17 protein-coding genes are annotated in these 20,465 nt (G+C 51.6%); 8 read left to right on the top strand and 9 right to left on the bottom strand.

The genetic code is table 11. From position 1 onward, the window contains the following. From HOLDEFILI_RS09100 to HOLDEFILI_RS09110, 3 genes are all read right to left on the bottom strand, one after another. The coding region (locus tag HOLDEFILI_RS09100; protein WP_006059326.1) for a DUF3604 domain-containing protein at positions 1-1,390 on the bottom strand (1,390 nt) is incomplete at its 3' end. A gap of 115 nt (positions 1,391-1,505) precedes the next feature. Beyond that, entirely contained in the window at positions 1,506-2,318 is an 813-nt protein-coding gene (locus HOLDEFILI_RS09105) for a PTS system mannose/fructose/sorbose family transporter subunit IID (protein WP_208854963.1), read from the bottom strand. Further along, complete coding sequence (locus HOLDEFILI_RS09110) at positions 2,311-3,105, bottom strand: PTS mannose/fructose/sorbose/N-acetylgalactosamine transporter subunit IIC (protein WP_006059329.1); 795 nt, start codon at positions 3,103-3,105, stop codon at positions 2,311-2,313. Before HOLDEFILI_RS09110 ends, HOLDEFILI_RS09105 begins: the two co-directional genes overlap by 8 nt. 204 nt (positions 3,106-3,309) lie before the next feature. Here HOLDEFILI_RS09110 and HOLDEFILI_RS09115 point away from each other — a divergent pair, with 204 nt between their 5' ends. From HOLDEFILI_RS09115 to HOLDEFILI_RS09145, 8 genes are all read left to right on the top strand, one after another. Then, positions 3,310-4,035, top strand: a complete 726-nt coding sequence (locus tag HOLDEFILI_RS09115) for a GntR family transcriptional regulator (protein WP_006059331.1) — start codon at positions 3,310-3,312, stop codon at positions 4,033-4,035. A 465-nt stretch (positions 4,036-4,500) separates the two neighbouring features. Continuing rightward, positions 4,501-5,058: a nitroreductase family protein gene (locus tag HOLDEFILI_RS09120; protein WP_006059332.1), complete on the top strand. Its 558-nt coding sequence runs from the start codon at positions 4,501-4,503 to the stop codon at positions 5,056-5,058. A gap of 181 nt (positions 5,059-5,239) precedes the next feature. Beyond that, positions 5,240-7,801 (top strand): heavy metal translocating P-type ATPase, encoded by a 2,562-nt coding sequence (locus tag HOLDEFILI_RS09125; protein WP_006059333.1) that lies wholly within the window; start codon positions 5,240-5,242, stop codon positions 7,799-7,801. Next, positions 7,802-8,068 (top strand): metal-sensing transcriptional repressor, encoded by a 267-nt coding sequence (locus tag HOLDEFILI_RS09130; RefSeq protein WP_006059334.1) that lies wholly within the window; start codon positions 7,802-7,804, stop codon positions 8,066-8,068. It begins immediately after the preceding gene. 240 nt (positions 8,069-8,308) lie between these two features. Next, positions 8,309-9,682 carry a Trk system potassium transporter TrkA gene (gene trkA / locus HOLDEFILI_RS09135; protein WP_039864586.1) on the top strand — a complete coding sequence of 458 codons (1,374 nt, stop codon included), beginning with the start codon at positions 8,309-8,311 and terminating at the stop codon, positions 9,680-9,682. After that, positions 9,679-10,260, top strand: a complete 582-nt coding sequence (locus HOLDEFILI_RS18410; RefSeq protein WP_006059336.1) for a potassium transporter TrkG — start codon at positions 9,679-9,681, stop codon at positions 10,258-10,260. Before trkA ends, HOLDEFILI_RS18410 begins: the two co-directional genes overlap by 4 nt. A gap of 11 nt (positions 10,261-10,271) precedes the next feature. Further along, positions 10,272-11,144, top strand: a complete 873-nt coding sequence (locus HOLDEFILI_RS18415; protein WP_006059337.1) for a TrkH family potassium uptake protein — start codon at positions 10,272-10,274, stop codon at positions 11,142-11,144. 59 nt (positions 11,145-11,203) lie between these two features. Further along, a complete protein-coding gene (locus HOLDEFILI_RS09145; RefSeq protein ID WP_244264317.1) occupies positions 11,204-13,813 on the top strand; it encodes a translation factor GTPase family protein in 2,610 nt (869 codons plus the stop codon). Between the two features lie 73 nt (positions 13,814-13,886). Here the strand turns inward: HOLDEFILI_RS09145 and HOLDEFILI_RS09150 are convergent, their stop codons facing one another. From HOLDEFILI_RS09150 to HOLDEFILI_RS09175, 6 genes are all read right to left on the bottom strand, one after another. Then, positions 13,887-14,393, bottom strand: a complete 507-nt coding sequence (locus tag HOLDEFILI_RS09150) for a hypothetical protein (protein ID WP_006059339.1) — start codon at positions 14,391-14,393, stop codon at positions 13,887-13,889. A gap of 591 nt (positions 14,394-14,984) precedes the next feature. Then, on the bottom strand, positions 14,985-15,566 hold the full coding sequence (locus HOLDEFILI_RS09155) for a hypothetical protein (protein ID WP_006059343.1): 582 nt from the start codon (positions 15,564-15,566) through the stop codon (positions 14,985-14,987). Positions 15,567-15,836: 270 nt separating this feature from the next. Next, positions 15,837-16,385 (bottom strand): hypothetical protein, encoded by a 549-nt coding sequence (locus HOLDEFILI_RS09160; RefSeq protein ID WP_006059344.1) that lies wholly within the window; start codon positions 16,383-16,385, stop codon positions 15,837-15,839. Between the two features lie 92 nt (positions 16,386-16,477). Continuing rightward, positions 16,478-18,220 carry an N-acyl-D-amino-acid deacylase family protein gene (locus HOLDEFILI_RS09165; protein WP_006059345.1) on the bottom strand — a complete coding sequence of 581 codons (1,743 nt, stop codon included), beginning with the start codon at positions 18,218-18,220 and terminating at the stop codon, positions 16,478-16,480. A gap of 704 nt (positions 18,221-18,924) precedes the next feature. Then, a complete protein-coding gene (locus tag HOLDEFILI_RS09170) occupies positions 18,925-19,224 on the bottom strand; it encodes a hypothetical protein (RefSeq protein ID WP_006059348.1) in 300 nt (99 codons plus the stop codon). 162 nt (positions 19,225-19,386) lie between these two features. Further along, on the bottom strand, positions 19,387-20,465 hold a 1,079-nt coding region (locus HOLDEFILI_RS09175; protein WP_006059349.1), incomplete at its 5' end, for a glycoside hydrolase family 1 protein.

The following is a 20,465-nucleotide window of genomic DNA, read 5'->3' on the forward strand; positions in this document are numbered from 1 at the left end:
TGAATTTATACGCGTTATGCCACCACGGGTCAGTCCGGTAATAGTCTGTGAAGTTAAAGCGGTCTTTCACCAGCTGGCGTGCTTCCTCTTCCAGCTCTACAACCCGTGAGGTCTTCAACAGATCTTTGACCGCCAGCGGATATTCAACGCCGTCGACGCTCAGCAGCACCGTGCCTTCCCGATCGGCTTCCACTTCAAAGATAAAGCCTTCCGTCGTAACGGCCGACGGTCCCATCCACTTGCCCGTGGCGGTTGTCTTGTACGTTGTCAGATCAAATTCGCAGCGGTTGTCCGTCACGTCGTGCAGATCCTGTCCGAAGTTGCTCCAGCACTTTTCAATGCTGAGGAGTTTTCCGCCCGGAACTTCCAGCGCGCCTTTCCATGAACGCGAAGCGATGTCCGGGAAAATCCGGCGGTCCGGGCCCCAGCCGAATTCCACTTTAAATTTGAAACGGATCGTCTCGCCCAGCGGCTTGCGCTCCCAGGTGGAGGTATGCGGAATCATCTCCACAACCTGATTATCTTCGATGACTTCAATCCGGTCGATCGCGTCGCTGCCGATCACGTCCAGCGTCAGTTTCGCTTCCGGGTTCGGTTCGATGACATCGCCCATCAGCTTGCCGTCGACCTGCATCCGGATCTCGATCCGATCCTTCGATACGCCGTAGGTATGGCGCTTCTGCATCGCATCCCAGATCGCTTCCTTCGTGTTGTCCTCAGCTAAGCAGGCCATGTAGCCAAAACCGTAAACGCAAGGGGCGGAATGGTTGTCGCCCGAAGCGATGACGCCGAATTTATAGCCGTCTTCCCAGCCCCGCTCAACACAGGTTTCGCCTGTCCGCGGTCCCATGTGAACATGGCGCGTCATTTCAATCGGGCCATTGTCGTTTTCACTGCTGCCGTGGGAAGAATAGATTTCCACAAACGGCGAGAAGGTTTCGTTATGCGTCGCCCAGTTCTTGCCGCGATTTTCCAGCTGATAAGCCAGATGATGCGGAATCCCGATCACGTCCTTACCCGCATACGCTTTAACCAGATCCGCATAGCGCAGCGGATATTCCATCTTCTGCCGGTTGTCCTTGCAGAAAACATTGTGATCGCCGTCCTGGCCGGCGCCCTGCCACTCGTAGCCCATAAACATCGGGAATCCGGCGGCGTTGACTTTCTCCGTAAACTCGCGCAGCGCTTCCCAGTCTTTTTCAATCACGTCCAGCGGATAACGGTCTTCCACGCCCAGCCCTGTTTCATCCTTACGCATTGTATAAGGATAATAGGCAATCGGCCAGAAATCCATCATCTTCTGTACCTGGTCAAACCATTGCGGCAGTTCGTTCATCTGTTCATGGTGAATGTTGCTGTGCATATCCGTCCAAAGAATTTTATAATCCATGCGTCTTCTTCCTCCCTTTATCGTTATTGTTTACGCTCATTTCTGTTTCATCAGAGAATGAAGGCTCATTTTCTGATGAAACAGACAGGCGCTGTCAACGCCTGACTGTTGTGAATTACATAATGCCTAACAGAACCATGACAGCGGCCAGACCCAGGATGCCCAGGATCAGCTTATTGCCGCTCCAGCCCTTTTTGTCCGCCAGCAGCCAGCAGCCCACGGTGACTAACATCGGGACCAGCGTCGGCATGATCTTGTTCAGGATTTCCTGAATCGAAACGGTCATTTCTCCCGCTGTGAAGACAAACTTGATCGGGGCGGCCACGGTCGTCGAAGCGACGCCGCCGATAACGATCAGACCAACCATCGTCAGCGCAGTCGTAATCTTGTCTTTGATTTCCTTGTTCATCAACAGCTTGACGGCATCCATGCCTAAATCATAGCCCTTCATGAACATGAAGTATTTTAACGGAATGACGGTGCCCAGCCAGGCGATCACAAAGAAGATCGCGCCGATCGGCGAACCGCCGGCGGACAAACCGATCGCGATTGAAAGCAGGATCGGGCTGTAGGTTCCCATTAAGATCGAATCGCCGATGCCGGCAAACGGTCCCATCAGGGCGTTCTTGGTGCCCATGATCAGTTCCGCATCGACTTCACCGCCATTGGCCCGCGCTTCTTCCAGAGCGATCGTGATGCCCGGAATAACGCTGCCCAACTGCGGTTCCGTATTGAAGAACTGCATGTGGCGGGTCAGCGCCGCTTTCAGTTCCTCCGGATCATCGCCGTATAACTTTTCCAGAGGTTTCGACATCGTATGACAGAAGGCTAAACCCTGCATACGTTCAAAGTTCTGTGCGCAGTGGTGGAAGAACATCCACGTCCAGGCGGCGTTCTTAACGTCCTTGCGGTCCAGTTTCTTACTCATCGTAATCTCCTCCTTCATCCGCGGCAGCCGCGTTGCCGGCGCCGTTATATTTGGCCATAACGAACAGCAGCGCAACGCCAATCGCCATGATGGTCAGCGCCGTCGTCGTCATGCCGGTCGCCTGGGTGATGATCCAACCCATTAAGAACAGCACGATCATCCACTTTTCAGCGACGATCTGCTTCAACAGCAGTGCGAAGCCCAGCGCCGGAAGCATCTTTCCGCCAACCTGCAGGAACTGTAAGACAATCGGCGGCAGCGCATGCAGAATCGCTTCCGCAGCCGGAGCGCCGAAGTAGCAGGCGATCGTCACGACGCTGACGCGTTCAACTAAATGCAGAATTGTACCGCACAGATTGTTGCGGGCGATTCCCGAAACATTCCCCTGTTCCGCACATTTGTCGCCCTGGTGAACCCAGTACGAGTTGACGGTCATCGTGAAGTTATGCATTGCGGTGCCTAACGCGCCTAACGGAATGGCTAACGCGATCGCCGCTTCCGCGCCGCCGCCCGCAACCATCGCTAACGGAATACCGATGAACGCCGCGTAGTTCACGTCAGACGGCATTGCGCCGCCTGCGACGATCTGGCCCAGATACATTGCCTGAACCGCCACGCCGCACAATACGCCGGTGGTGACGTCCCCCAGAATCAAACCGACGATAGCGCCTGCTACCAACGGTCTGCCGACACAGTAGAATCCGCCAGTCGTGCCAAACAGCCACGGTACCTGGTTTCGGCCGAGATAAGCGAATACGCCTATCAGTAGTGCCTGAATTAAAGACATAATGTTTTTCCTCCCTATTTCTCATAAACCCCTCAAGGTTTATCTCCGTAATCATTGTATTATCAATATCATAATTTATCAATATAAATTTTGTAATTTATTGACAATAAATGTCACTTTTTCGCAACTTGTATTATTTTAAACCCCTTTCTTTCTTGTCATAATAATACAAATATGCTATGATTCCACCAGAAGGTGAAATTCATGGCAAGCTCAAAGCAAACGCGGATCCCGCGTTATAAACAAATTGAAAACGACCTGATCGATAAGATCAACAGCGGCGTATACGTCACGGACGATCTGCTTCCCACCGAAGCAGAGCTGTCGAAGGAATACGGCGTCTCGCGCGTAACCGTCCGCCAGGCCCTGGGCAATCTGACGGCCAAGGGCTACATTTACCGCAACCAGGGCAGCGGTTCGTTTGTCGCCAAGCCCAACGTCATCCAACGCACTCCGCTGATCAAAAGCTTCAGCGACGATATGCGGGACATGGGAAAAGTGCCGACCTCCATCGTCAACACCTTTTCCGTCACCACCGCCGGCAAGACCGTCGCGCGGATTCTCGGCATTCGTCCGGAGGATCGGATTTATTACATCGAGCGGACGCGGATGGCCGACGACGTGCCGATCATGTTTGAACGCACCTACATGGCCGTTGATCTGCATCCCGACATGTCGATCAAAATCCTGGAATCCTCAAAATACGATTATGCCGAAAAAAACGGCTATGACATCGACTGCGACTATCAGAACATCTCGGCGATTTTCCCGCCTGAATACATTGCGGAAATTCTGCGCTGCGATCCCAAGATGCCGATCATCAAGATTGCGAACACGGTTTATATGAAAAACGGGAAGATCTTCGACTTCGACGAATTGTATCTGCATCCCGAATTGTACCAGCTGAATATTGTCAAACGCCGGGAATAATCCCGGTTTTTCTTTTCCCCCCGAGCGAGCGGCAAGGACAGCGCCCCTTGAGCTGAATAAGTTGGTTTTGATTTCGGCGGTCTGATCCAAATGATAAAACGAACAATCGGGGCTTTACCCATTTTGCCATCCTGATCGAGCGCAGTTATTTCAGCGTATCCGGAGCGGATTTCATTTTTTTAAATAAGAGGTGAGGGACGATTTGTATTTGGAGGTTTGAAGGGGGTTCCGCCGATCAGGAATCAGTTTGGAACTAGATAATCGTCCCTCTATTATTAATATTGCGCAAAATTGAAAATAAACCCCTAACTTTTCTGATTTTTTTAATATTTTTACTATTTCAGTGTTTTCGCCCCTGTTTTTCTTTCAATTCCGTGATTTTTTTCCCGCAATCCCTTACAATAAGATCAAGGTCCGGAATCTTGAATCAGCTCAGGAATAGAACCCAAAAAGGAGGTTTATCTCATGGAATTAGAAGAAGTGATCGCTCAGCGGCGAAGCATTCGCAAATTTGAAACGAAGCCTGTGGAAAAGGTCAAGCTGGAAAAACTGATCGAAGCCGCGCGGCTGTGTCAGTCGGCGAAAAACCGTCAGCCCTGGCAGTTTATGATTTTAGAAGACGGCCGGAAAGATCAGGTCGCCGAGATTATGCTTCAGCTGTTTGAAAGTCACGATGAAGAACTGCCCGGATTTGTCAACAGTTCACGGCACACCGCCCAGATCATGAAAAATGCCCCGGTCTTGATGCTTGTCTTCCGAGAGCCGGACGAGCTGTGGACTCCCGGTGATTTGTTATCCATCGGCGCCGCGATCGAACATGTTTGCTTGGAAGCTGTCAACCTCGGCTTAGGGGCTCTGTGGATCCGCGATACCGAATATACCGAAAAACAGATCTGCGCCTATGCCGGCTATCCCCAGCTGCAGCTGGTCTCCGCGATCGCGCTGGGCTATCCGGCCGAACACCCCGCTCCGCGCCCGCGGAAATCCCCTGAAGCGCTTCTGCTTCCGTTTCAAGGACGGTAACCCGTCCTTTTTCATTTTTCCAGTCCAGCCGGGTATGATTTGACCCGGCCGGTTTATCCTATATAAAGGACAAGAAGCCGAAGCGGTCAAATCTAAAAAAGCATCGCGATTGACAGAAAAAGCGATGTGCGTTATCCTATTTTCAGACACCCCCTAGGGGTGGGGTATTCGAGGTGATGAAATGAAGAAAACTTATGATGTTACAGGCATGAGCTGCTCCGCCTGCAGCGCTGCGATCGAGCGGGGCGTGCGCAAGCTGGACGGCATTGAACAATGCGACGTCAATCTGTTGGCGAACAAGATGACCGTCAGCTTCGATGAAAATCAGCTGACCAGCGATAAGATCCTGCAGGCTGTCGAACAGGCCGGCTATCATGCCGAGGAGCACGGCGCCCCTGCGGCGGCTTCCAAAGCGTCAGCCGCGGAAAATCCGATGGAGAAGCAGATCAAAACGATGAAGACCCACCTCATCGTCTCCGTCGTCTTCATGCTTCCGCTGTTCTATCTGTCGATGGGCCACATGATGGGCTGGCCGCTTCCGGCGTTTTTCCTCGGTCATGAAAACACGATGAACTTTGCGCTGACGCAGTTTCTGTTGTGTCTGCCGATCGTGATCGTCAACAGCCACTACTTTACCAACGGTTTCAAGAACCTGTTCCGCCGCTCGCCGAACATGGATTCGCTGATCGCCATCGGTTCCGCCGCCGCGATTGTCTACGGTGTGATCGCGCTGTATGAAATCGGCATGGGACTGGGCGCGCACGATATGGTCAAGGTTCACAACTGGGCGATGGACATGTACTTTGAGACTTCGGCGATGATTCTGACCTTGATCACGCTGGGCAAATATCTGGAAACCCGCTCCAAGGGCAAAACCTCGGAAGCGATCGCCAAGCTGATGGATCTGGCGCCAAAAACAGCCTGGGTCCGCCGCGGCGAAGAGTTCGTGGAAATTCCCGTCGAGGACGTCCGCCCGGGCGACCGCCTCCGCGTCAAGCCGGGACAGAGCGTGCCGGTCGACGGCGTGATCGTGCAGGGCAGTGCGGCCTTTGACGAATCGGCGATCACCGGTGAAAGCATTCCGGTCGAACGCACCGTCGGCGAAAAAATCATCGGCGCAACCGTTAACAAAAGCGGCGCGGTGGAAATGGAAGCGACGCTGGTCGGCGAGGACACCACGCTCTCGCAGATCATCCGGCTGGTGGAGGAAGCGTCAGCCTCCAAAGCCCCGATCGCTAAGCTGGCCGACAAGGTCAGCGGCGTCTTCGTTCCCGTTGTAATCACGATCGCCCTGGCGGCGGCCGTCATCTGGCTGCTTCTGGGTGAATCGATCAGCTTCGCGGTATCGATCGGAATCGCCGTCCTGGTCATTTCCTGTCCGTGCGCGCTGGGTCTGGCAACGCCGACCGCGATCATGGTCGGCACCGGCAAGGGGGCGGAGAACGGTATTCTGATCAAATCCGGCGAAGCGCTGGAAACAGCGCATTCGTTACAAACCGTCATTCTGGATAAAACCGGCACGGTCACGACCGGCAAGCCGGAAGTCACCGAGGTCACAGTTCTGGGCGCGAGTGAAGCCGCGCTGCTGGACGCCGCCGTTTCCTTGGAAGCGGTGTCCGAGCATCCGCTGGCGGAAGCGATCGTGCGCTATGGTCAGAAACAAAATGCCAAGATCCAATCCGTTGATCAATTCGAGAACATCGCCGGCCAGGGTGTCCGGGCGTTGATCGACGGGCAGCCAACCGCCGCCGGCAATCTCAGAATGATGCAGGCGATGGGACTGGCTGACGAGCAGATCGAACAGCTGCATCACAACGCTGCCTCGCAGGGCCGCACGCCGCTGTTCATCGCCCAGAGCGGAGTGGTTCTGGGAATGATCGCCGTCGCCGATACGATCAAGCCGACCAGCCGCGCCGCAGTCGCTGAGTTCGAGCGGATGGGGATCGACGTCATCCTGCTGACCGGCGACAACCCGCAGGTAGCCCAGGCGATCGCCGCCCAGGCGGGGATCGACAACGTCATCGCCGAGGTCCTGCCATCCGATAAGCAGCGGGTCGTCAGTCAGGTTCAGGCCGAAGGCCGCAAGGTCGCCATGATCGGCGACGGTATCAACGACGCCCCGGCGCTGGCCCAGGCGGACGTCGGCATCGCGATAGGCGCGGGAACGGATGTGGCGATTGAATCCGCCGATATCGTTTTGATGAAAAGCGATCTGTGGGATGCCGTCACGGCGGTCAAGCTGTCCAAAGCTGTCCTGCGCAACATCAAGCAGAATCTGTTCTGGGCTTTGATCTACAACAGCATCGGGATTCCGCTGGCCGCCGGCGTGTTCATTCCGCTGTTAGGCTGGAAGCTGAATCCGATGTTCGGCGCGGCGGCGATGAGCTTAAGCTCCGTCAGCGTTGTTTCCAACGCGCTGCGGCTGAAATTGTTCTCCAGTCCGCGCCCGGCCGGACTCCCAGAGTCTTCTTCGGCACCTGCCGCGCAGGTTGCCGTCCAGCATATTGAATTGAAAAATAAAGGAGAAAAGAACATGACAAAAACTATGATCGTAAATGGAATGGCCTGCGCACATTGCAAGGCCCGTGTCGAAGCCGCGCTCAACGCCGTCGCCGGCGTCGAAAAAGCAGAGGTCACGCTGGAAGAAAAGAAAGCGGTCGTTACCTGCAGCCAGCCGGTGGAAGACAGCGCGCTGATCCAGGCCGTTACCGACGCGGGATACGAAGTCGTTTCCGTTGCGTAAATGAAAGCCGACGCCGCCCGCACCCTGCAGCTGTTAAAAACGGCGCGGGGACAGATCGACGGCGTAATCCGGATGGTCGAGGATGACCGCTACTGCATTGACATCTCCAACCAGATCCAGGCCGCCTCGGCGATTCTGGCAAAGGTCAATCAGGAGATTTTAAGCGCCCACATTCACGGCTGCGTGAAGGACGCGATGCATGGCCAACCGGAAGACGCCGAAGCGAAGATCGAAGAAGTACTGGAGATTCTGGACCGCTGCTTATAGCGTTGGATCTCTTTGTCTATGAAGCCCGGAATTTTCCGGGTTTTTTTTCTGTTTCTTAAAGGGATGTCCCTGCCCGCTTCCATTTCCATCCCTTTTCTACCACTTTCATTTCCCCGCTTTCTGAAACAGTCCGGTAAGGGAACAGGCCCGCATGCTATAATAAAGAAAAGAACGGCCTCACGGACTGCCCGCCAGCTTGTCCGAAGCGGGAAGTCCTCCGATCAATCAGGAGGAACGCTTATGAATATCATTATTTCCGGCTGCGGCAACGTCGGCTATCATCTGGCCCGCACGTTGATGAAAGAAGGGCATAACGTCACCGTTATCGACGCCGATCCCGAAGTCTGCCAACGCGTCAGCCGCCAGCTCGATGTTCTGTGCCTGCAGGGATCCGGTATGGATCTTGACGTCTTACAAGAAGCCGGCGCCGCGCAAGCTTACCTGTTCATCGCCGTGACGCGCGATGAAAAAGCCAACATGCTCAGTGCGTTAATGGCCCGCCATTTAGGCTGCCGGATCGCGCTGATCCGGCTTCAGGAATCAACGGCGCTGAAATCGTTGTCACTGCTCAGCCGCGATCTGAAGCTGTCCTTATCGCTCAATCCCGACGAGCTGGCGGCCCGGGAGCTTGTCCGGATTCTTGAATTTCCCGCCTCAGTCAGCGTCGACAGCTTTTCTGCCGGACGGGTAGAGCTGATGGAATTCGAGGTTCAGCCGGATTCGCCATTGATCGGAAAGAGCTTGATCGCCATTCGCAAAACCTATCCAGGCCGGTACCTGTTCAGCTTATGCCTGCGGGATACGCAAGCTTCAATTCCGCGCGGGGATTTCATCGTCCAAGCCCGGGATCATTTAACGCTGATGGCTTCGCGTTCCGAAGCTCTGGCTTTCTTCAGCCGGCTGAAGCTGCAGACGGCCGGAATCCGGCAGCTTCTGATTCTGGGCGGCGGCGATCTTGGTTTATCCCTTTGCCAGCAGCTGGCAGGTCAGCCGATTCAGATCACGCTGGTTGAAAAAGATCCGGCCCGCTGCGCGCTGATCAGCGCCTGGTTTGAAAAAGTAGACGTTTGCCAGGGTGACGCTACCAATCATCCGTTTTTACAAACCTTAAACTTTGACGCGATGGACGCGGTGATGGCCGTGACCGGCAGCGACGAAATCAACGCCATGCTCGCGCTGTACGGAAGAAGCCGGGGCCTCGGATTAGTCTTCTGCCGTCAGAACACGCATTCCTATCTGCCGATCCTGCAGGAAGCGCGCATCCGCACGGTCATGCCCAAGGATCTGGCGACGGAACAGATTCTCGGCTATGTCCGCTCAGTGGACAGCCGGGATGAAAATCCGATCGTCACGCTGCATGCGTTAGCTGGCGGGCAGATCGAAGCGCTTGAATTTGAAATCGGGCCGGATGCCCAAAGGATAATCGCGGCGCCCCTGCAGAACTTGCCGTTAAAGAAAAACATATTAATCGCCGCCATTCTGCGGCATGCGCGGATGATCATCCCCGGCGGCCAGGATCAGCTGCGTCAGGGCGACTTCATCATCGTGTTAGCTCCGGCGGGCCATGTGCGGCGGCTGGCGGATCTGCTTGAGAATCCGCCACGGCGAGCATGAACTGGAAGTTAGCCGGGCAAATCACCGGCGCATCGTTGCTCGGATCCGCGGCGGCGATGAGCCTCCCGCTGATCTTCGCTGCGATTTCAGGGGAACAAATCAGCGTATTTCTGATTCCGGTGCTGGGCTGCGCTCTGCTTGGAGGCCTGTTGTTTCGGCGGGGCCGGGGCGAAGTGGTCATAACCGCCCGCGAGGGTCTGCTCAGTATCGGACTTTGTTGGCTGATCTTATCGCTCAGCGGGGCGCTGCCGCTGCTTCTGACCGGACAGATCGCACCGATCGACGCCGTCTTTGAAATCATTTCCGGCTATACGACGACCGGGGCTACGATCTTGCCTGAGGTCGAGGCCCTGCCGCGTTCGCTTTTGTTATGGCGGGCGTTAACGCAAGGAATCGGCGGGGTAGGCTTCGTTGTGTTTATGATCATGTTGATCCCCGCTTCGCAAGGCAGCACGATGAATCTGGCGGAAGCCGAGGCCAGTCCGGCCGCGGAGAAATTATTTCCCCGCTTCCGTCAAAGCGCCGCGGTTTTGTGCGGCGTCTACGGCGCGCTGATCCTCGTCGAAGCCTTCTCTTAAGGCTCGCCGGGATGCCGCTGTGGGAGAGTCTCTGCCATGCGTTGGCGACGGCGGGTACCGGTGGTTTTTCAACCCGCACGCTTGGCGTCGCCGCCTTCCACTCCCCCGTCATCGAATCGATCATCGCCGTTTTCATGTTGATCTTCGGCGTTAATCTGAAGCTGGTCTGGCTGTTTGTCACAGGCCGGACAGCACAAGCCTTAAAAAACGAAGAATTTCGCTGGTATGCCGGATTGTTCCTGCTTTTCTGGCTGATGATCGCCGGCAGTCTGATCCTGGATGGAAAAGCATTAGTCAACGCCTTGGGCCTGGCGTTTTTCCAAACCGCCAGCGCCGTCAGCACGACCGGTTTCGCAAGTGCGGATTTCAATCGCTGGCCATCGCTTTGCCGGCTGCTTCTGCCCTTGATCACAATGTTCGGCGCCTGCACCGGTTCCAGCGGCGGCGGTCTGAAAATCGGGCGGGTCCTCCTGGCGGGAAAAACGATGAAACGGGAGCTGCACCGCAGCCGCCAGCCGCAGATCGTCAAAACGATAACGTTGGATCACCGCCCTGTTTCGGAAGTCACGATTCAGCGCACCCTGACCTTTATCCTCATTTATCTGTCGTTCTTTCTCTGCGGCTGGATTTTATTAGCCGCCTGCGGTTTAGATCTGGAAACCTCTGGCAGCGCCGTGCTCACCTGCATGAACAATTCCGGAACCGGTCTGAACGCCGTAGGACCGCTGGGCAGCTATGCGGCCTTTTCCCCGTTTGCCAAGCTGACGCTTTGCCTGATCATGTTGGCGGGAAGACTGGAATTCTATCCGCTGATTTTAATCTGCCTGCCTAAGACATGGACCGCCCCGGCGCTAAAAATGAAATCCGGGAACCGCGGATCTTAGCGTCCAAACTTTCTTTGGCGGCGGAAGCAACAGGAATCGCTGGTAAAAGACTTGAACAAATGAAGAAAGTCGCATACAATTTTTCTATGAAACAGATTATTTTAGGCGCGCTGGCGCATGTCGACGCCGGCAAGACAACCTTGTCGGAAAGTCTTCTTTATCAATCCAATCAAATCCGGAAGCGCGGCCGCGTCGATCATCAGGATACTTTCCTCGATTACGACGATCAGGAGCGCAGCCGGGGTATTACGATCTTTTTAAAGCAGGCGATGTTCCCGTGGAAGCAAACTGAATTCACACTGCTGGACACACCCGGCCACATCGACTTCAGTGCGGAAATGGAACGCACGCTGCAGGTACTGGACTACGCGATCGTGCTGATCAGCGGCATCGACGGCGTGCAGGCGCATACGCATACGATCTGGAAGCTGCTGGAAACTTATCATGTTCCGGCGTTTGTCTTCGTCAACAAGATGGATATTGCCTACGATGACGCGGCCACGCTGATGACTTCGCTGCAAACTCAGCTTGATCCGCGGATTATCGACTTTACGCAGGTGGACACGCAGATGGAAAACATCGCGATGCAGCGCGACGACCTGCTGGAAAGCTATCTTGAGCAGGGGACGCTGACCCCTTCCCAGATCCAGAGCGCCATTGCGGACCGCTCGCTGTTTCCCTGTTATTTCGGTTCTGCGCTGAAAGCGGACGGCGTGGAAGCGCTGTTGGACGGACTGGACGCCTACACCGCAATGAAACGTTATCCGGAAACCTTTGGGGCCCGGGTTTATAAAGTTTCCCGCGACCGCCAGGGCACGCGTTTAACGCACGTTAAAATCACCGGCGGCGTTTTAAAAGCCAAACAGGTACTGGACAACGGCGAAAAGGTCGATCAGCTGCGGCTGTACTCCGGCGAGCAGTTCACCATGGTCAACGAAGTTCCGGCCGGTCAGGTTTGTTGCCTGAAAGGGCCGATGAAGCTCGGCATTCACGACGGACTGGGGTTTGAGCAACCCGTTCGGACGCCAGTGCTTTCCGCCTGTCTGAGTTACAGCCTGATCCCGCCGGCAGGCTGCGATCCGTTCGCGTTATACCGTCAGCTCAAGCAGTTAGAGGAAGAAGATCCCCAGCTGCATCTGCAATTTCATGCGCCGACTCAGGAAATCCGCATTCAGATCATGGGCAGCGTCCAGATTGAGATCTTGAAACAGCTGATCGCCAGCCGGTTTCACCTGGACGTGGAGTTCGACGAGGGAAAAATCAATTACAAGGAAACGATCTGCGCGCCGGTGGAAGGCGTCGGTCATTACGAGCCGCTGCGTCATTACGCTGAGGTGCACCTGTTGCTTGAACCGCTGCCGCCCGGCTCCGGGGTGCAGGTGACTTCCGACTGCCCGGTCGATTGGTTAGCGCTGCCGTGGCAGAAAATGGTGCTGAACTGTCTGGATGAAATCGAAGTTCCCGGCGTATTAACCGGTTCGCCGATCACCGATATCAAAATCACGCTGATCGCCGGGAAAGCACATGTCAAGCATACGGAAGGCGGCGACTTCCGTCAGGCCACGCTCCGGGCGCTGCGCCAGGGTCTGCGCAGGACAACCTGCCAGCTGCTGGAGCCGGTCTATCAGTTCCGCATGGAGCTGCCCGCCGGTCAGCTGAGCCGTGCACTGTTCGATCTGGAACGAATGCAGGCGCAGTCGTCGATCACGCAGAATCAAACAGACACCGTAGTTCTGGAAGGCACGGCTCCGGTTTCCAAAATGCGAAATTATCAGACAGAGCTGACCGCTTACACGCATGGTTTAGGCCGATTGGTCTGTACGTTTCAAGGTTATCAGCCCTGCGCCGATCAACAGGCACTGATCGAAGCGATCGGCTACGACTGCGACGGCGATCTCGACTTCCCTGCGGATTCCGTTTTCTGCAGCCATGGCGCAGGATTTCTTGTGCGCTACGACGAAGTTGAGGAACACATGCATATCGAAGCTCAATGGCACTCGCAGAAAACCGAGACGATCGATTCCGGCTATCATCATAACCGCTATACCGTCGACGACGCCGAGCTGAAACGCGTCATGGAACGTACGCACAAGCCAAAGGAAAAAGTGGCGGTACGCGCGCCGGTCAAGCGCACGGAAATACCGGAACATATTGAAATCCAGCGGCAGAAGCCCAAGACGAAATGTCTGTTAGTTGATGGCTACAATATGATTCATTCGTGGAGTGAGCTTGTTCCGCTGGCTCAGGAAGATCTGTCCGCAGCCCGCGATCAGCTGATCCAGCTGCTTTCCAGCTTCCAGGGAACCCGCACCGGAATTTTGATTCTGGTCTTCGACGCGTATCAGGTCAAGGATAATCCCGGCTCAATTCAGAAGCTGCATAACCTGTATGTCGTCTACACGAAAACCTCGCAGACGGCCGATTCCTACATCGAAAAAGCCACACATCAGCTCGCCGACGAATTTGAGGTTACCGTCGCAACCTCCGACGGGATGGAACAGCTGATCATCATGGGGCAGGGCGCGATGCGCCTCAGCTCACGCGAGCTGGAAGCCCAGGTTCAGCAGCTTCGTCATCAACATCGCAAACAGGAACGGGAAAATCTTGAACCTCACCGCCCGCTGAAAGAGCTCAAAACCCTGCTTTCTGATCCAGAGGACGATCAGTAAACTCAATGTAAAAACTTCCGACACAAAAAAAAGCGCAGGCTCTAAAAGTCTGTGTTTTCTTTATTCCTGATCACTATTCCACGCTGTTCATCCAGTTCCTAAATTCTTCAATCCGAGCTTGTTCCTCGGCTTCCGTCAAAACAGCAGAGTTCTCACGTTCTTCAATGTTATGCGATTTTATGAACTTCGCGCCTTTGTAATAATGAACGGTTGGGATTTTTGTGATCGCATAACGATCCAAAAACGCCAGGAAATCCTGAATCGCCTGCTCGGCTGCCTTTGCATCCTGCGTAGAACAGGCAGCGATGGAATCTTGAAGATCAAAGAAATAGTAAGCGGCCGGCTGACTCAGTTTCAGCTTTTGGGTATCTTCAATAATTGCCTGACAGGTAACATCCTTTCCCGCACAAAACAATATGAAATAGTTTTCTTCAGTATCCGCCAGACTTTCCAATTCCGCTTCCGTAATCGACCGGATCTTCGGACTGCGGCTGATCTGTGCGCCCAGGCTGGACTTTTTGTCAGAGGCACAGCCGCAAAGCAATAGACTTATGACAATAAAAGCTATTATTTTCTTCATCGTTAATTTCCTCTTTTCTTACTACTCTGCAGCTAAAAACTGTGCTGTTCCCGAATGAAATAAAAGACGAAGCGTTTCCCCATTTTGGAATTCTTCGTCTTTTTTCTCTTATTTTTACACCCTCGGTTAAGAATAAAGCTTTATCAATCGAAACTTCGTCTTTCGATTGGAAGCCTCGCTTCATTCTTCATTGACTATGGAATAAAAACCAAAGACTTAAATTATTGAATAAACTCTCCGTTATCCTTGTCCATTGGTATGCCCTCTCCAGACTCACTTTCTATTATTGATTCAAAGTCATCGTTTTCTTTTCAGTTTCCTCTCCCCGTTCTGGTAACGAAGAAGGAAACGGCTTAAAATTCGAGCAGCACCTGTTTCATGAGAACCTCCTGTGAGATCGTTGGATCTTTATATTGATCCTCATCTCTTTCTTTATCTATATAATACAAGATATCCAAGAAGGAAACAGTCTGTTTTTTCAAAAATTTTTAGAGTATAATTAAAATGTTGGGAGTGAAAAACGTCATCTATCACTCCGCCTTGTGATTTCAATGAAATACACACTTCGAAGATAATATAATAAGACTAATTTTAATCTTCCTGAAGCAATTTTGAAATTCTTTGCATAGAAAGTTCTTTGAGATGATCAATGGCTTCTTCAGGCAGCTGATTTCCATCGAGATCTCCGCTGTAAGGATAAGCAAAATGCAAGGAATAATAGAGATTGCCAATTTGAAACTCATTTTTATAACGCAAATAATAATCTTTTGAGTCTGAACTACTAGAGTCATAGAGTTCAATCACAAACTTTATTCTAACGCCTTGAATTTCATATTCCTCTTGTTCTTGCCACAACAGAACATGCCCAATATCCCTTAAAACATAAGAAATAAACTTTGGCTTCTTTGATATTTCAATGATGAACATGTCGTCAAAAGACTCTATCGGATCACTCTTTTGATAGATATATTGAATTCCATGAATTATACTTAAATCATTTATTTTCAAAAGAATATTTGACTCTTTAGAATAACCTTTAAAATCCAATTGTAATACCTGGAACTGATTTACAAAATGTGAATAATCAAAATAAATAACGATGCCTAAGAAGGTAGGAATAATTAGACACAAAGCAACACGGGTTAGAACTTTTTTTGTTAATTTGTCAGCCATCCTGCCTATCCCTTCAACTATTAAAAATAATCAAATTGTAAACTGCAGCATTCTTCCCGCAGCGGCTTAGTTATGGCACTTGTGATCAATCGCCGTAACTATGAATCTGTGGCGGACTTATCGCGATATTGTCTATCATTTTTTCAAACACACAGAAGTGACCGTCTATCCCTTTCTCGTCTTTGAACAACTATACTTTATCCACATTGATTCTAAGAATCAGTCGTTCAATCAAAGCCTGGCTTATACTCTGCTGAAGACCGTTTTGCACTACTCCTTTTCAAACTCATAATTAAGTATCTGATGAACGGCCTTAATTGTTTCTTCATCTGGTTGTGTAAATATTGTCGATGGATCTGAGAATAATCTCACGAGTTTATTATTCTGTCTTATATATATAGTATCAAATAGATTATAAACTTCCTCACATTGCCATAAATCCATATTGTCTAAAGGAAAATAGGATCTAATTTCTGATTCCGTCATCTCATGAGGCAAATAAATACAATCAACACAATTTGATTTTCTTTTAAACTCAGCTGTCTTCTCTAATAAATCAAGCATATTTTGGACTGCCGCCTCTTTAGAATCATAAATATATAAAGTTATAGAAACTGCTTTTTGGATAGTCTCTGTTTTTTGTGAAATAACATAAACATATCGATTCCCTTTCAATCTGCATTCTTCCACTTTATAATCTTCCAGACCAAATCCATCGCCATTAACAATCATTGGCCCATCAACATCATATTTATTCAAACTACATGACACTAAGAAAAATAGTGTTAATATTAAAAATATCTTTTTAATAGTCTGCATAAAATCAATTTTCTCCTCAAAAGAACAACTTCTATATTATATTCTTTATGGAATATAATTAGATTGTTGAGGGCAGCGATGATCGCCGCCCTTTATTGCTGGTTTTTCCGCAGCATTCTTCCCGCGGCAGCCTGGGTATGACGCTTGTGATCGATCGTCACAACGCCGTTGACCAGGACATAATCAATCCCTTTCGGATACTGGGACATGTTGGCATCACGGTCATAGCTGTGCAGGGCCTCCCGGTCGAAGACGACGATATCCGCATAATTTCCAACCTGCAGCGAACCGCGTTTCTCGATGCCGAAGCGGACCGCCGGCTTCATCGTGACGTTATGAATCAATTCTTCCAATGCGATCTGGTTCTGATAGCGCGTCAGATAGCGGATGATAAAACTGTAATTCATCGGATTCGGCGTCATCTGAATATCCTCATTCAAGCCGAAGTTCATTGATTTATCGCCGGTGAATCCGTCAGAGCATGGCATGGCCATGCGGTGAGTACAGAGAATATCGTTAGATTCGACCGCACTGGGCATCGCCATATCCGCGCCCATGTCGCAATCCTCGGCAAACAGATCCATGACCAGATCAAGCGGATCTTTTTTCAGCTCCGTCGCGTAGGCATACAGATTTTTCCCAAGATGCGCCGGATTTTGATGACGCGAGATCGTCAGAATCGGATACATGCTCATCATCAGATTCTTTTCATCGAGCAGCGGATACAGTCCCGCGTCGATCACCGCATGCACCATCTTGCGGAAATCTGGAACCTTGAAGCTCTCGGCAAGATGCTGACGGCTGCCGCACATCAAGACGAAGGGCCGCAGGAAGGTCGCAAAATACGGTACAGTCATATCCATGCTGTAAGGCGAAGGAATCACGTCATAGCTCAGGTCGCAGCCCTGTTTTTCCATTTCTTCAAAATAGGCCAGCGTCTTCCGCGCCGCTTCCGCGTTGGATTGTTCATCGACGCCCATTCCCAGTGTATGAACATGCGATACGTTGGCCCGCACGCCCGCGGCCATTGCCTGTTTCAGCATATCCTGATAACCGCCCATCCGGTCCGGTTTGCCTTCCGCGTCGTAATTCCGCGTATGCGAAGCGAATATCCCGTCGTATTCCTTTACGATTTTTAACATCCGAACCGTTTCATCAAAGCTGGCGAATGGTCCCGGCACATATTGCGGATCGGTGCCTGTCGATAAGCCGAACGCACCGTCTTCCAGACACTGCCGCGTCAGTTCTTCCATCTTCACGATTTCTTCTTCCGTGGCCGCCCGGCAGCAATCCATGCCCATAACCGTTCCGCGGATCGCGCTGTAGCCTGCCAGCGAGGCGATATTGCCGTCTAACGGCTGCTGATCGCACTTATCCAGATACTCCTTAAACGAATGCCAGTCCATGTCGATTCCATACTGTTCTTTTAACGCCTTAACGGCTTTCTCTTTTGGCAAAAGCAGCGCCGTCATCGTAAAATAGGACGGATCGGCTTGAAACGCAACCTTCGGATCAATGATCGCGCTGCGGTACAACTCGTCCCCGACTGGTCCGTAAGAATGACCGCAGTTGCCGCCGACGACCGTCGTTACGCCCTGCATCAGATAATTGGTCATTGACGGCTCGAACAAAACGGACAAATCGGAATGTGAATGCGGATCAATGAATCCCGGGGTCACGACTTTCCCCCGGGCATCGATCTCCTGCTTTGCGGATTCTCCGCTTAAATCGCCGATCGCGGTAATCTGATCACCCACAATTCCCAGATCCGCTACCTTTCCCGGTGCCGCGGTGCCATCCAGAATCAAGCCTTGACGTAGGATAATGTCAAACATAAATAAATCCTCCCTTTTGCCTTCATTATAGCCCTCCCGCCTGCGGAAACCAAAAGGTTTTGGCAAAAAAAGAGAACAGCCTGATCGCCATTCTCTTTGTCTTCTTCTATGTTTCTATAAACTCTAAGTTCTTTCCTAGGACATCGGACATGATCTTAAAGTGAAATCACGTTTACTTTCAGAATCTACAATTCTTTTTCATAGAAACAGCTTTGAATTCTTCCACTTCTTTACTCTTCAAAATTCAGCTCATCACTTCTTTCTGAAATTCAAGTTATGAAAAACTTACTTTTCTCTGCCCATTGGTCTGTCCTCTCCAGACTCACTTTCTATTTTTGATTCTTTGTTTTCTGAAATTTTAGATTCAGTTCCCTCTCCCTGTTCTGGTAACAAAGAAGGGAACGGCTTAATATTCGAGAAGTACCTTCTTCATGAGAACCTCCTTTAGAGATCATGGGATCTTTCTGCTTGATCCTCATCTCTTTCTACACCTATATAATACAAGATATAAAAGAAGGAAACAGTCTGTTTTTTAAAATTTTTTTGGAGTATAATTAAATTGTTGAGGGCATGAATTCAGAACTGCCCTTTTTCTATGTTTTCCGCTTGTTTTCCCCATTTTTCTCGAATATGATGAATTAGTATACTTGCTTATTAAGCACTGAGCGCAAAAAAACAGAAATAATAAAAAGGACGCGAAGTCCTTAAATAAAGAGAGAACAATAAGCGAGTGCCAGCGGCAGCGTGATCACAACAAACGCCTTCAGGGAAATCCACGAATTCCGGGCTTGATCGACAGCCTGATCCTGCGCCCGCTTCATCGGCAACGCTCCCATCGTATTCAGCGGAACCTTGGAGAAAAAGGTCAGCAGCAGCATCACCAACGCCGCGCCGCCGAAAACTTCGCGGATTCTTAACGTCAGGAAAACATCCGCAAGCGAGAGCCCGGCCACAATCAGAATATACAAACAGGCGGCAATGCGCAGAGCTTTGTTTTTCTTCATTTCCCATTCCTCCTTTTTCCAAATTATCCGGCAGATCAGTCAGATCGCCGAACCGCGGTCCTTTTCTACTTTTATTATAGAATAAACCAGACGTCTTTGACAGCTATAATCGAATGAAAAAGAACTGCCGTGTTTCAGACAGTTCCTGTTTTAATAAGCAGGTTAATCCAGATCAGCGCCGTTGCTTCGATAGACCTTTCCGATCCAGTCAAAGCTTTGTTTTTTCCAGCGCTGTAAGGTCCCCGATCCATCCTGATTGCGGTCGACATAGACGAAGCCATACCGCTTCGTCATTTCTGCCGATGCCGCGCTGACACAATCGATCGGTCCCCAGGAAGTGTATCCGAACACCTCAACGCCGTCGTCAATCGCCCGGGCCATCGCCTGAATATGTCCGCGGTAAAAGTCGATCCGGGCCTGATCCTTAACTGTAAATCCGCCGTGATCATCCGCAATCAGCACGTCCCTGGCTCCCAATCCATTTTCCGCGACAAACAGCGGCTTGTGGAAATGCGCATACAAATAGTTCAGAATGTAGCGCAGCCCCTCCGGATCGATCGGATAATCGTAATCCGAGACCGGGACATAAGGATTCTTTAACCCCCGCATGATGTTGCCGTTGGCCATTGTATAGCGGCTTTCATCCGCCGCGACGACCTTGCTTGAATAATAGCTGAAGGATATGAAATCGACAGTCTGCTTCAGTGCCTGCCGGTCTTCCTCTGTAATTTCCAGACAGACGTTATTTTCCCGCCACAGGCGTTTTGCGTAATACGGATATTCGCCGGTACAATGCACATGGATAAAATAGTCCAGCTCCTGCTGACTGGTCATCATCGCGATCATATCCTGCGGATCGCAGGTCATCGGATACCGCGGCGCGGAGGCCGCCATGCATCCGATCTGAATCTCAGGACAGATCTGCTTCGCCAAGGCGGTTGCTCTGGCACTGGCAACCAGCTGGTGATGCGCCGTCTGAAAGCGGTCCTGCGCGCTCAGCTGATCCTTGGGCGTCATCACGCCCGCGCCCAATAGCGGTGAGATCAGCGTGACATTGATCTCGTTAAAGGTCAGCCAGTATTTCACCCGGTCATGATAACGGCGAAGCACCGTATCCGCATAGCGGAGGAAAAAATCGATCGTTTTCCGGCTGCGGAAGCCGTCATAAGTCCGGCACAGATGCAGCGGTATCTCATAATGCGACAGCGTGATCAGCGGTTCGATGCCATATTTCAGACATT

The organism is Holdemania filiformis DSM 12042 (assembly GCF_000157995.1).
Classification (GTDB): Bacteria; Bacillota_I; Bacilli_A; order Erysipelotrichales; family Erysipelotrichaceae; genus Holdemania; species Holdemania filiformis.